Origin of the sequence: Haloterrigena salifodinae, from assembly GCF_003977755.1 — an archaeon.
Classification (GTDB): domain Archaea; phylum Halobacteriota; class Halobacteria; order Halobacteriales; family Natrialbaceae; genus Haloterrigena; species Haloterrigena salifodinae.
Genome location: NZ_RQWN01000002.1, coordinates 181,198 through 194,308, shown reverse-complemented (window position 1 = coordinate 194,308; position 13,111 = coordinate 181,198). Strand labels below are relative to the sequence as shown.

Genomic DNA, 13,111 nt, shown 5'->3' with positions numbered 1-13,111 from the left:
ATATCACCTCAGTTCGCTCGGCGCGCGCATCTCGTCCGTGATGTAGAAGACGGCGTGGAGCAGTTCCTCCTGACTGACGATCTGGACGGCCGTCCCCGCGGTGAGCGCGGCGGTCAGCTGTTCGTCCGTGAATCGGTCCGCCGCGGCGAGGTCGTGGGCGGCGGTCGCCGTGACGAACAGGCCGCCCAGCATCGCCTTCACGTACCACGCCGCGTCGTCGAGGATCTCCTCGGTGACGAGCACCTCGTTCTGCCAGAGGTGTCTGTCGAGACCGCGGATCCACAGCAGCGCTCCGCCCATCGCCCGCTGATGTAACGGGGGGACGGTCGACGTCTCGAACTCGACGTCGTCCGGGATCTGATTCGCCGGCACCCACCGCGAGAGCCGTTCGCTGTCGTTGGCGACGGCGGAAAGCAGCGCCGTCTTCTCCACCTCGTCGAAGCCGGCGTCGTCGAGCGCCGACGAGAGCCGATCCGTCAGGACCAGTTCGCGCGCCGTGGTCTCGACGTGCTCGGCCGAGAACCGCGGCAGGGTCTCGTCGAGGCGTTCGAAGAATCCCGCCTCGAGAAGGTGATCGTAGAGGCGCCAACCGGGCTTGGCGACCTCCGTATACAGTCCCTCGGGCCCGTCCGGAACGCCCGCCTCGCGGACGTCCGGCAAGCGACCGATCTCGTCTGCGATCCGCTCGCGCTCGCGCTCGAGCAGGTCGGGATCGAGCCGGTCGCCGAGGTCGGCCCGGATCGTCGCCCCGCTCGAGGCGAACGTCGAATCGGACCGCGGTTCGACCCGCCCCGCGAGGGTCGTCCACGTTATGTCCTCCTCACCTGCCGTATCGACGCCGAGCACTGTCGCCAGATCGCCTCGTTCTGCGAGTTTCGTGTTCGACGTAGTTGGTGTCTGACTCATGTTACCACCACACATAGATGACACCACGTGTTTGGATAATACTTATCAATGGAATCGGCATCAAAATATAATATCTAAACTAATATGGAAACAGAAGAAATGAATATCTAATCGAATTCGCCATTCCGTAAGGTGACCGAACCCCGCGGAGGCCAGTCACTGGCGGCGCATCCGAACGCACACCCGGCGCGCCGTGTTCGGTTTCACTTCCCGCGCGTAGTGCTAGCCTTATGCAGTAGGGAGTGGATTGATACCACATCCCAATGCGAACGCGTTCCGTCTGGGTACTCGACGACGAGGACGATCCGATCGTCGACAGCATCGCAGCCGGAATCGGGCGAACGCCGGCCCGACTCCTCGCGTATCTACTCTTGCGGGCCGAGCGAGAGACCGATCTGACCACGAACGTTCACCTGCAGATCGGCACCGGGACGAACCGAACGACGATCAGCGAGGCGATGGCGCGACTCGAGGCCCGCGACCTGGTCGAGCGGACGACCGTCAGCGCGGCCGCGTCCGGCGGTCGACCGCGGACCGCGTGGCGACCGGCCGCCGGCATCGAGCCGACGATCGAAACGACCTACGAGAGTCACGCACGGGCGCTGCTCGAACTCGCCGAGAGCTTCCGCGGCGGCGCGGCGACGGAACCGCGGGCCGAGGCGGCGGCGCCGTCCGACTCGCCGATCGAATTCGCGCTGAACTGGCGGCCGAACGCCCTCCACGTCCCGATCTACGCGGCGATCGCGGCCGAGTGGTACGACGCGTTCGGGGTCGACGTCCGGCTCGAGCACCGCGACGGCTCCCGGCGAGCGCTCGAGCGCGTCGTCTCGGGAACGGCGGAGTTGGCCCTCGCCGGCGCCGCGACGGTCGTCCGCGCCCGCGAGGCCGGCGAGCCGATCGTCCCGGTCGCGCCGCTCTACCAGCGGGCGATGACCGTCCTCTACACCGTCCGCGAGGCGTTCGGCGAGCCCCTGCGAAGCGTCGATCAGCTCGAGGGCCGACGAGTCGGCATGCCGCCGAACGCCGAGACGCGCCTACTCGGACGACTCTTTCTCTCGCAGATAACGTTCGACGAGGATGTCGCGGTCGTCGATACGAACGGCGAGGAGCGCGACGCCCTCCGTCGGGGCGAGGCCGACGTCGTGACCGGCTCGATCGCCGATCCGCGAGAGCTCGAGCGAGAGGGAGCGACCGTCGACGTGCTGCCGGTCACCGATCACTTCCCGATCTACGGGCCGACGATCATCGCCCACAAGCGGACGCTCGACGAGCGGGCGCGGGAGATTGGGAACGTCCTCGCGGGGACGACCGGCGGCTGGGCCGCGGCGCGTCGCGATCCCGGCCCGGCGGCCGAGCGGATCGCCGCGGAGAGCGACGACCCGCCGGAGCGAATTCGGCGAACGTTCGCTTGCGCAGCGGCCGACTTCGGTACCAGCGACGCCGTCCGCGAACGCGGCTGGGGCTGGCACCGAGCCGAGATGTGGGACCGCCTCCGGACGGCCTTAGCGCAGGGCGCCCTGCTCGGTGATGCGGCGTGATCGACCTCGCGGACGTCACGGTTCGGTTCGACGACGTCACCGCGGTCGAAGACGTCGACCTCCGGATCGACGACGGCGAGTTCGTCACGGTCGTCGGCCCGTCGGGCTGCGGGAAGACGACGCTGCTGCGGACGATCGGCGGCCTCCAGGAGCCGACGACCGGCCGCGTGCGCATCGACGGGAAGCCGCCCGCGGCTGCACAGGCCGGTGCCGACCTCGGCTTCGTCTTCCAGCGCCACACCCTTTTCCAGTGGAAAACGGCGCTCGAGAACGTCACGTTCCTCCGGCGGCTGGCCGGCGAAGAGCCCGACGAGGCCGACGCGCGGGCGCTGCTGGAGACGATGGGACTCGAGGGGTTCGCGGACGCGCGGCCGGTGCAGCTTTCGGGTGGAATGCGCCAGCGGGTTGCGATCGCCCGCGCGCTCCACCTCGGCGCGGACGTGCTCCTGATGGACGAGCCGTTCGGCGAACTCGACGAGATCACGCGCGACGAACTCGGCGTCGAGATCCGGGACGTCTGGCGCCGCGAGCGGAAGACGGTCGTCTTCGTCACCCACAGCGTCCCCGAAGCGGTGTTCCTCGCCGATCGCTGTCTCGTCGTCTGCGGGCAACCGGGCCGGATCGAGGCCGCCTACGAGATCGACCTGCCCGAACCGCGGGACACGGACGTCTTCGGCTCGCGGGCGTTCCAGGAACAGGTCGCGACCGTCCGACGGACGCTTCACGAGACCCACGACCGAGACCGGGAGCGGGATCTGGAGCGAGACCGATGACGACGCGAATCCGGACGCTCGCGGGTGACGTCTTCTTCCCGACCGCCGCGCTGGCCGTCGCCGTGCTGTGCTGGTGGGCGGTGACGGTCGTCGGTGACGTGCCGGCGTTCGTCCTGCCCGCGCCCGGCGCCGTCGTCGCCCGACTGGTCGGGAACCCGACGCTGTACGTCCACAACGCGTGGTACACCCTCGAGAAAGTCCTCTACGGCGGCAGCGTCGGGATCGCGGCCGGCTTCCTGCTGGCGGTATTGGTCGCCTACCTCCCCTGGTTCCGGACGGCGATCTACCCCTATCTGGTGGCCGTCAGGGTCCTGCCGAAGATCGCCGTCGCGCCGCTGCTGTTGATCTACCTCGGGACGGGAACGGAGACCGCCGTCGTCTTCGTCGCACTCATCACCTTCTTTCCGCTCGTGCTGAGCACCGCCGCCGGCCTCGAGCGCGCCCCGTCGGCCCACCGCGACCTGTTGCGGTCGGTCGACGCCGGCCCGCTCGAGCGGATCGTCTACGTCGACCTCCCGTACGCGCTGCCGGACGTCTTCGCGGGGCTCAAGCAGTCAGTGACCCTCGCGGTGGTGGGCGCGGTCGTCGCGGAGTGGGTGATCGCGGACCGCGGACTGGGCTTTCTGATCCAGATGGGCTCGGAGAACGTCCGCCCGGACGTCATGCTCGCGGCGCTCGCGGTATTGCTGGCGCTGGGGCTGGCGCTGTACGGGGCGGTGGTGCTCGTCCAGCGCGGTGTGAAGCGGTGGCTGGGGCTCGAAGTGGCGGGTTGATCGCGACAGATAGTCGTCGATGTTCCTTCTTCGTCGTCACTCGCAAATCCCGCGACGAGTACGGGCGAAGCAGTTACCGGACCGACTATCGATAACCAGCCGTCTGCCGAAAACCGCCTGCTGCATACAGAGGGGCAGATCTCGCGCCGATCCTGCTGAGACGAAATCAACCGCGAATCAGCGACGGTCGTGTAAACGCTATGGTGCCTGATGCCATAGCCATCTAGAATGGAACCATACGAACGACGTCCACGGAAAATCAAGATGTCCTGTCGCAGGAACTCACCGCACTTAGTCGATGTCGTGCCAGGGAACCGAAGATGATGGCCGACTCGAGAGACGACGGGAGCAACGCGGTGGCCGGCCACTGTGACGTCTCCTGCCGAGGGAGGGTACAGACATGACGAACGATGAATCGAAAGCGGACAGCCCCGACGAAGCGGCCTTGAACGAACACTATGGAGTGACCGACCTCGGCGACGAAATCCTCGCCGCCCTCGAAGCCGCCGGGAAAGACGTCGATGCGCTCACTCGGGACGATATCGCATCGTTCGACGAGTTCCACATCCGCGGCCGCGAGGCGACCCGAGAAGTCGCCGACCTCGCGGCGGTCGAAGCCCACTCTCGTGTCCTCGACATCGGGTGTGGGATCGGTGGGCCCGCTCGCACCCTCGCTTCCGAGTTCGGTTGCGACGTCGTCGGAATCGATATCGTCGAGGAGTACTGTCGGGCTGCGACGCTCTTTACCGATCGAGTGGGGTTGACCGACGAGGTCCGCTTCCAGCGCGGGAACGCCCTCGACCTGCCGTTCGAGGATGAGACGTTCGACGTCGTTTGGTTCGAGCACGCGTTGTTGAACATCGAGGCCACGGGAGCGGCGGTCGAGGAAGCGGGACGCGTCTGCAGACCAGGGGGTACGCTCGCACTGTACGAAATCTGTGCCGGGCCGCGGGGCGAACCGGTGTTTCCGGTCCCCTGGGCGTCGGATGCATCCCTCAGCTACCTCGATCCGCCCGAGCGACTCCGGGAGATCGTCCTCGATCGCGGCTTCGACGAGATCGCCTGGAGGGACGTCACGGAGCCGAGCCTCGAGTGGTTCCGGAATGTGGTGGAGTCGATGCGATCGCGGCCAGCGGACGCGCCGCCACCGCTCGGACTAAACCTCCTGCTGGGAGCGGAAACGCCGGTCAAAGCGGCGAACGTCGTCCGGAACCTCGAAGAAGACCGGATCAACGTCGTCCAGGGCGTGTACGAACGCATGAGTTAGGAGCCGTAACGCGCGTTCCATTCGCGGTGTCGAAACCGGCACGCGCATCTGAGAGACCCGCTACCGTTCGCGACTATCGTTCCGAAGTCGACCACAACAGCCGCTCGAGCGCCACCGGAACCAGATAGAACCCGACACCCAGCGCCGAGAGGACGACCAGCGCGGCGTAGGTCTCGGCCGTCTCGAGGTACGTCGCCGTGTCGAACACCCGGTAGCCCAGTCCGGCCCGGAGTGTGACGAACTCGGCGACGACCGCGCCGATGACCGACAGCGTGGCCGCGATTTTGAACCCGGCGACGACGCTCGGCGCGGCGGCCGGCACGCGGACGAACAGGAAGGTCTCGAGCCGCGACGCGCCCACGGAGTCGGCGAGGTCGAGGTACGCCGCCGGCGTCTCCCGCAGTCCGTCGAGCGCGGCGATGGTCATCGGGAAGACGGTCAACGTCGCGACGAGCAGCGCCCGCGCCGGGATTCCGCGGCCGAACCAGAGGAACAGCAGCGGCGCGACGGCGATCAGCGGCGCGATCCGTAAGGCGACGACGTAAGGCACCAGCGTCCGCGTCGCCGTCCGCGAGTAGGTCATCGCGAACGCGAGCGCGAAGCCGACGAGACCGCCGGCGAGCAGCCCCGCTGCGGCGGTGACGCCCGTCACGACCGCATCGCCGAGCAAGGTCGGATACGTCTCGAGCAGCGCGGTCGCGACGTCGGTCGGTGACGGAAGGATCAGCGTCGGGAGCCCGGTGACGACGACGGCCGCCTGCCACGCGGCGAGCAGCGCGAGGAGGACGACCGCCGGCGGTCCGACGCGTTTCCCGACGAGACCGACGCGATCGCGCACGGACCGCGGGCTCCCGATCGACGGCGTACGGATCGGGCGATGGTGGGTATCGGTCCGGTCGTCGGGCATCGCTCCCGCTCCCGTTTCCCCGTCGGGCATCGATTCGGTCCCGCCGTCGGCCACTGACTCCGTACTGCGATCGGTCATCGATCTCGCTCCCTTCTCGACATCGGTTCGCTGGCGCTCCGTCGGCGCCGTCGAATCCGCCGTTCCTCGGTCGGCCGCCAGTTCACAGTTCGCCTCGAGACGCGCGGGCGGTTACGACTCGACCCGCGCCGCGTAGTCGGCGATGTATTCGGACTCATCGTCGAGGTAGTCGTTCGTCCACACCGTTTCGGGATCGACGTCGTCCTCGAAGACGTCGGCCGCCGCGAGCGTCTCGTAGGTCTCCGCCCACGGTCCCGATTCGCTGTATCCCCAGCCGCGCTCGCGGACGGTCTCTGAGAACATGTACTCAGCGTGCATCCGGTCCCACTTGTCGGTCTGGTTCTCGCGGACCTCCTCGAGTTCGGGCTGGGCGTCGACGAGGAGAGCGATCGCGTCAGCGGGGTTGGTACTCGCCCAGACGGCGCCTCTCGCGGTCGCGCGGAGAAACGAACTGACGGTCGTCTCGTTCGATTCGGCGAACTTCGCGTCGGTCGCGACGAGGTGGCCGTACGAGCGAATCGTCTCGTCGATCGAGAGCACATCGACGGTCGCGCCCTGGTGCTCGGCATCCACGACGTCGCCGAAGACGCCGCCGACGGCGTCGAGGTCACCCGCGAGCAACTGCTGGACGGTGTCGAAGCCGGCGTCGACGTAGTCGACGCTCTCGAGGACGCCGTGGTGCTCGAGGTACGCCTCGGTCATCTGGCGGACCATGCCGGGACCGCTGCCGACGGTCGCGCCCTCGAGTTGTTCGGGGTCGGTTAGCTCGCCGAATCCGTCGCGGGTCGCGAAGACGACGTTCGGGTTGCGCTGCATGACGACCGCGACGCAGCGCGGTGAGAGCCCGCGGCTGTTGACGTTCAACAGTTGATCGGCGCTCGTGATCGCGAACTCGACGTTCCCCAGTCCGGCCTGGTTCGCGGCGAAGTCCGAGCCGTCCCCGCTCTCGATATCAACGCTCTCGAACCCCTCGTCCGCGTAAAATCCGTTCTCACGGGCCGCGACGTAGGGCGCGTGCAGCCCGCTGATCCGCCAGTTGAGCAGCAGCGAGACGTCGGTGACGGCGGGCTCGCCGTCGGCGGTATCGCCCGAGTCGCTCCCACCCGGACCGCCGAGACAGCCTGCGACGGTCGCAGTCACGCCCCCCGCGACAGCGAGGAACCGGCGGCGATCGCAGCATGTGTTTGGCATTATCTCCCACAACGAGTGCTAACCACGAACCCCGGAATAAAGGATTTGTACGTTCCGTTAAGTAGTCCGTTTCCGGTGACCGTCTCGAGGCGATGCCTGCCGGCGGTCCGGCCGACGGGAGCCGACGGCGGGCGGGCTACCCGTCGCTCCCGATTCGCGGCGTCGCGACGATCACAAGATAGTGGTTCCCGGTATCGCGTTCGAGTCGCTCGAGCGACTCGATCCGGAAGCCCGCCGCGGTGATGCGATCCGTCCAGTAGGACTCGGGGTGACGGGAAACGCCGTCGGGAGTCAACGGCAACTCGAGCACCCCGAGCGCGCCGTCGGGGTCGCAGACGCGTCGGATCTCGCGTAGCGTTCGATCCGCAGCCGGCGCCTCGAGATCGTGGAGGACGCGACAGGCGGTGACGACTGGAATCGAGTCGTCGGCGAACGGCAGCGCCGCCGCGTCGCCGGCGACCGGCGTCACCGCGAGGCCGGCGCGGGTCCCGTTCCGGCGGACGAGCACGGGGCCGTTCCCGAGGATGACTCGATCGTCGAAGACGTCGAACCCGAGCACGTCCGCGTCGGGCGAGACGTACGGTGCGAGACCCACGAGCGACCGGCCGGTGCCACAGCCGACGTCGAGCACCCGATCGGCGTCGGCGAGGGGGAGGCGGACCGCCAGCGCGTCGTACTTGGCTCGCTCGAGCGCCCACGGTGGCGGCGACAGGAGGCGTCGCAGCACGCGGACAGCGTAAACGGCCGCGCCGATTGTCGCTCCGGCCGCGGTCAGCCGAACTCGAGCGTCGTTCGTCCGCCGTCGAACGGCGACGCCGAGGACGGCGGCGACGAGCGCGGCGGCTATCGAACGGAATCGTCGCCGCCAGTGATAGACGCCGAAGTTGTATCGCGAAGCCATCGTCCGAACCGCTACCGCCGAAAAGCCGTCGTCCGAACGACCCGACGACCGGGCCGACTGGCTTTCGTCGGCGGTCAGTCGTCAGCCGGTGCCGGCGAGTCGCCCGCGGAGACGCCCGTGCCGGGGCCGATGTCGATGCCCAACTCGTCGAGTTTCTCGTCGGGGACGACGCCGTCGACCCAGCCGCGGTGGTCGTAGTACTCGTCTTTCATCTCCTCAAGCTCGCAGTACTCACCCTCCGAGGCGCCCTGTCCGGGGATGCCGTCCTCGAGGAAGCGCTCGGGCAGCGAGTCGTCGCTGCCGTCGAAGCCCACGAGGTTGTTGTAGTAGCGCTCTAAGTTGTAGACCCGTTCCCCGGCTTGGAGGAGTTCGTCCTCGGTGACGTCGCGGCCGGTCATCCCGTTGTACTGGGTGACGTACTCCTCGATGCCTTCGGCGAAGGCGTTGAACTTGCAGATGTCGAAGCTGTCCGAGATCGCGTGCAGGTCCTGGAACTGAGCCGTCAGTTCGCCCTTCCCTTCGTACTCGTAGGGGTCGACCTTCTCGGGGATCCCGAGGATTTCGGCGGCCGGCGTGTACCCGCGCAGGTGGCAGGCCCCGCGGTTCGAGGTGGCGTAGCCGATTCCCATCCCCTTCATGCAGCGGGGGTCGTAGGCGGCGATGGTCTGGCCCTTGACCGCGAGCGAGTTCTCCTCGGCGTCCTTGCGGTCGGCGACGCGCTTCGGGCCCTCGGCGAGCAGGTCCGCGAGGTCGTCCTCGCGATGGGCGATCCGCTCGATCATCTCGATCATCGTCTCGGAGTCGCCCCAGTCGAGTCCGCCTTCGTCCTCGAGTTTGCCCTCCTCGGTCATCTCCATGGCCATCGCGAGCATGTTCCCGGTGTCGATGGTGTCGACGCCCATGTCGTTACACCGGTCGATCATGAGGGCGATGTCGTCGCGCTCGGTGTGCCCGGAGTTCGGGCCGAGCGCGTAGGCCGACTCGTACTCGTAGGACTCGGTGCGGACGTTCATCTCCTCGCCCTTGTGCATCGCCGTGACCTCGACTTCCTTCTTACAGGCGACCGGACAGGAGTGACAGGTTGGCTCGTCGACGAGGATGTTCTCGCGGACGTTCTCGCCGGAGACGCGCTCGGCGTCGATGTCGACGCCCTCCGCGTCGCGCATGCTCTCGGTCGAGGTGTACCGGCCGTTCTTCGTCGGGAGGCCGTCCATCTCCTCGCCGATGTTCATGAGGACGTTAGTCCCGTACATCGAGAGGCCGCCCTCGTTGGGCGCGGTGACTTCCGACTCCTGGATGGCCTGCATCGCCTGCTGGTGGCCCTCCATGAACGTCTCCTTGTCCGCCGGTTTGGGCATCTTCGTCCCGGACTTGATGACGATCGCCTTGAGGTTCTTCGACCCCATGACGCAGCCGGTGCCACCGCGGCCGGAGGCCCGGTCGTCCTCGTTCATAATGCAGGCGTACTTGACGCCGTTCTCGCCGCCGGGACCGATCCCCATGATCGAGAGGTTCTTCCCGTAGGCCCCCTCGACCTCCTCCTCGATCGCGTCGCGCGTGTCGTGGAAGCCCTCGCCCCAGAGGTGGGAGGCGTCCCGGAGTTCGACCTCGCCATCTTCGATATAGGCGTAGACCGGCTCGTCGGCCTCCCCTTCGACCAGCAGCCCGTCGAAGCCCGCCCACTTCAGCCGGGCTCCCGACCAGCCGCCGTGGTGGCTGTCCGTGACGGTGCCCGTCAGCGGCGACTTCGTACAGACGGCGATCCGACCGCTCATCGTCGTCTGGGTTCCTGACAGCGGCCCGTTCATGAAGGCCAGGAGGTTGTCCGGCCCGAGCGGGTCGACGTCCGGTCCCTGTTCGAAGACGTACTTCACACCGAGGCCGCGCGCCCCGATATACTTCTCCGCGTCTTCGTCGTCGATCGGCTCGTAGCCGACCGACTCCTCCGAGAGATCGATGCGGGCGACGTGGTCCTGGAATCCACCGATATCAGTCATGATAACTCCACACCGTTCAATTAGTCGCCTACAGTGTTAGTCGTTCTCACCCCAATATAACCAGATTTGGTTACGTGCTCGATCGCGACGTCGCTCGAGCGGTCAGGAGCCGTCCGGACAACGTGCTTACCGTACCGGATTGATCGGCGGTCGCAAATACTGCGGCGTCGTAACTGACACTACTCGAGTCGGCGGCCGGAACCGCCGATTTCGCGGCGCCCGACGCCCGCTACAGGAGCAAGGAGACGATCGCGAGGATGATGAAGATCAGCACGAAGATCCGCGCGACCTCCATGGAGATCCCCGCGACACCGCGAGCGCCGACGGCGGCCGCGACGATCGCCAGGACGAAGAAGATCACTGCCCAGTACAGGAACCCGCCGCCAGCCTGAAGCGGTACCGACGTTACGAGGTGGAACATACGCCGGTCTATCACGAAGGGACAGATAAACCTCGGCGACCGTCCAACCGCTAGCGCCGGGCTACAGTCGGTTAAGACGGGCATTCAGCCCTGCAGTGTCAGCCCGAAGACTCAGTGTCTCCGAAGAACGCCCGACACAGCTTCGCTTCGGCCGTTCGGAGGTGTTCGTGGAACGTCGGCCGGGAGACACCCATCGACTGGGCGAGATCCTCGCCCGTCGTCGGGCGCGGCCACTCGAAATAACCGCTCAGGTACGCCCGCTGCAGCGCGGCGAACTGACGCTCGGTCAGGTCCCGCTCGAGGCGGGCCGCGAACTCCTGGCGGGTCTCGCCCTCGCGCTCGCGCTGCTGGAAGGAGATGACGTCGGTGCCGCGGTAGCGGTCCTCGAGGGCCTCCACGATCGACCGGACGTTGGCCGAGCGCGGGATCTCGAGGGTGACGCGGGCCCGGCCGTCCTCGCTCTCGATCGACTGGAGGCGAACACCCCGCTCGGAGAGCCAGCCGACGAGGTCGTCGCCGCCGGCGAGTTCGACCAGACACTCCCCCTCGCGCTCGAGGACGACCCGGCAGTCCAAGTCGGCGGCGTCGGCCGCCGCGACGAGGTCGGACGCGGTGGCCTCAGGGCCCGTAACAGTACACAGCGACGCGGTCTCGTCGTCAGTCCGGTGGACCGACCGGCGGTACTCGAGTCGGCAATCGGCAGCCGCGGTGAGCGCGACGGGCGCGACCGAGCGATCGGTCAGCGTGAGTTCGACGGCGACGACAGCGTCGGTCTCGAGCACGCGGCTGGTCTCGCGGGCGTTGACACCGCTGGCGACCGCGCGGGCCAGCGCCGAGAGAATTACCCGCTCTCGCTCGTCGATCTCGCGGTCCCGGTCGGTGCGGACGGTGAGCACGCCGTACTCGATGCCGTTGTACGACAACGGGAACGCGGCGCGAGTCCGCCCCTCGTGCGCGTCGGTCGTGGCGGCGCGCTCCTCGAGGGCCGCGGCGGCGGGGTGGTCGGCGTCGATCGGCGGGCCGTCTGGGTCGTCGCACGCGCCGGCGCTCGCCCGGACGTCGATCGATCCCGTTGCGGGGTTGCGCTCGCCGATCCACGCGCCGTCGTAGCCCGCCTCCGCGGCGATCCGCTCACAGACCGCGGCCTCGAGTTCCGAACGGTTCGTCGAGCTTGCGACGACGTCCGTGACGTCCTGGATTAGCCCCTCCACGCGCTCCAGGAGGTCGTCGAGCTCTTCGGTGCGGCGCTCGAGGGCGAGTTCGGCCTCCTTGCGCGCCGTGACGTCGTTCTGGAAGCCGACGTAGTTGGTGACCGTCCCGTCCTCGTCGCGGACGGGGGCAATCGTCACTTCGTTCCAGAACTCGGTGCCGTCCTTGCGGTAGTTCTTCAGTTCGACGGTGACCGGTCGCTCCTCGTCGATGGCCGCGGCCATCTCGGCGACGGCGACCTCCTGAGAGTCCTCGCCCTGCAGGAACCGGCAGTTCCGGCCGACGACCTCGTCGTAGTGATAGCCGGTGATCTTCTGGTAGGCGTCGTTGACGTAGACGAGCGGGTTGTCCTCGCGGTCCGGATCGGAGATGGTGATCCCGACCGGCGCCTCGTTGATCGCGCGATCCTTAACCGTCCGGTCGCGCTCGCCGAGCGCCGTCCCGTCGGTTTCCCCCTCCGATCCGCCGGTTGCGGCGTCCTCCCGCTCGCGGTCGAACGTGATCGTCGCCACATCGGCGTCCCGGTGAACGTGCGCGTCATACGGCTCGTCCTCGAGCGGGACCCGGCGGACCGTCCCGACGGTCGTCTCGTCGACGGCCGCCTCGAGTCGCGGCCACGACTCGAGCGCGCTCGCCGCGTCCCACTCGCCGGCCCCGCGTTCGCCCTCGGACGACGTCAAGTCGAGCGCCGTCCGCGCCGCGTCGTTCGCGTACGTGATCGTCCCGTCGACGACGGCGACGACGGGGTCGACGACGGCCTCGAGCGCAGCGACTGCGGGCGCGACTCGACCCTCGTTCTCCGCCGCATCGGCGTTCTTCATAGCCCTCCTTCGAACGGCAACGCCGTAAGAACCGCGGTGCTCGGCCCGACGGTTCAACGATCGGACTGCTACCCTAGGTTGTTATGTGTTGCCACGGCATAGATAAACACATGTCTACCTATCGGTCACCCTTCGAACAACTCAAGGCGAAGTTCGATTCTGACCCTAAATGTCCGGCGTGTGGCTATGTGGACACGGAAGGGGGCTGGCGCGTCCGGACGACCGGGAGCCGCGTCACCTACCAGTTCGTCTGTCCGGCCTGTGACGCGATCGAAACCCGGGAGATGCGACTCGGCTAGGACGGTCGCCGACGGACGGCCAGCCGGAGG

The 13,111-nt window shown here is 67.6% G+C and carries 12 protein-coding genes; 5 read left to right on the top strand and 7 right to left on the bottom strand.

Translation table 11 applies throughout. The features are described 5' to 3' along the window. Positions 1–3: 3 nt before the first annotated feature. Entirely contained in the window at positions 4–906 is a 903-nt protein-coding gene (locus EH209_RS09720) for a hypothetical protein (RefSeq protein ID WP_126662724.1), read from the bottom strand. A 263-nt stretch (positions 907–1,169) separates the two neighbouring features. Here EH209_RS09720 and EH209_RS09715 point away from each other — a divergent pair, with 263 nt between their 5' ends. From EH209_RS09715 to EH209_RS09700, 4 genes are all read left to right on the top strand, one after another. Then, positions 1,170–2,444 carry an ABC transporter substrate-binding protein gene (locus tag EH209_RS09715; protein WP_126662723.1) on the top strand — a complete coding sequence of 425 codons (1,275 nt, stop codon included), beginning with the start codon at positions 1,170–1,172 and terminating at the stop codon, positions 2,442–2,444. Next, positions 2,441–3,217, top strand: a complete 777-nt coding sequence (locus EH209_RS09710) for an ABC transporter ATP-binding protein (RefSeq protein WP_126662722.1) — start codon at positions 2,441–2,443, stop codon at positions 3,215–3,217. Before EH209_RS09715 ends, EH209_RS09710 begins: the two co-directional genes overlap by 4 nt. Further along, positions 3,214–3,990 carry an ABC transporter permease gene (locus EH209_RS09705; protein ID WP_126662721.1) on the top strand — a complete coding sequence of 259 codons (777 nt, stop codon included), beginning with the start codon at positions 3,214–3,216 and terminating at the stop codon, positions 3,988–3,990. The genes EH209_RS09710 and EH209_RS09705 overlap by 4 nt, the downstream gene beginning before the upstream one ends. A gap of 400 nt (positions 3,991–4,390) precedes the next feature. Next, positions 4,391–5,257 (top strand): SAM-dependent methyltransferase, encoded by an 867-nt coding sequence (locus EH209_RS09700; RefSeq protein WP_126662720.1) that lies wholly within the window; start codon positions 4,391–4,393, stop codon positions 5,255–5,257. Between the two features lie 73 nt (positions 5,258–5,330). Here EH209_RS09700 and EH209_RS09695 read toward each other — a convergent pair whose 3' ends face one another. The 6 genes from EH209_RS09695 to EH209_RS09670 form a co-directional block, all read right to left on the bottom strand. Then, positions 5,331–6,242 carry an ABC transporter permease gene (locus EH209_RS09695; protein WP_249038778.1) on the bottom strand — a complete coding sequence of 304 codons (912 nt, stop codon included), beginning with the start codon at positions 6,240–6,242 and terminating at the stop codon, positions 5,331–5,333. A gap of 111 nt (positions 6,243–6,353) precedes the next feature. After that, entirely contained in the window at positions 6,354–7,433 is a 1,080-nt protein-coding gene (locus EH209_RS09690) for an ABC transporter substrate-binding protein (RefSeq protein WP_126662719.1), read from the bottom strand. Positions 7,434–7,569: 136 nt separating this feature from the next. Continuing rightward, positions 7,570–8,334 (bottom strand): class I SAM-dependent methyltransferase, encoded by a 765-nt coding sequence (locus EH209_RS09685; RefSeq protein ID WP_126662718.1) that lies wholly within the window; start codon positions 8,332–8,334, stop codon positions 7,570–7,572. A 74-nt stretch (positions 8,335–8,408) separates the two neighbouring features. After that, positions 8,409–10,331 (bottom strand): aldehyde ferredoxin oxidoreductase family protein, encoded by a 1,923-nt coding sequence (locus EH209_RS09680; RefSeq protein ID WP_126662717.1) that lies wholly within the window; start codon positions 10,329–10,331, stop codon positions 8,409–8,411. 229 nt (positions 10,332–10,560) lie between these two features. Continuing rightward, entirely contained in the window at positions 10,561–10,752 is a 192-nt protein-coding gene (locus EH209_RS09675) for a DUF1328 family protein (RefSeq protein WP_008896044.1), read from the bottom strand. A 98-nt stretch (positions 10,753–10,850) separates the two neighbouring features. Next, positions 10,851–12,782 (bottom strand): bacterio-opsin activator domain-containing protein, encoded by a 1,932-nt coding sequence (locus EH209_RS09670; protein ID WP_126662716.1) that lies wholly within the window; start codon positions 12,780–12,782, stop codon positions 10,851–10,853. A gap of 110 nt (positions 12,783–12,892) precedes the next feature. Between EH209_RS09670 and EH209_RS09665 the strand changes: the two genes are divergently transcribed. Then, positions 12,893–13,081: an HVO_0649 family zinc finger protein gene (locus EH209_RS09665; protein ID WP_008896042.1), complete on the top strand. Its 189-nt coding sequence runs from the start codon at positions 12,893–12,895 to the stop codon at positions 13,079–13,081. Positions 13,082–13,111: the final 30 nt, after the last annotated feature.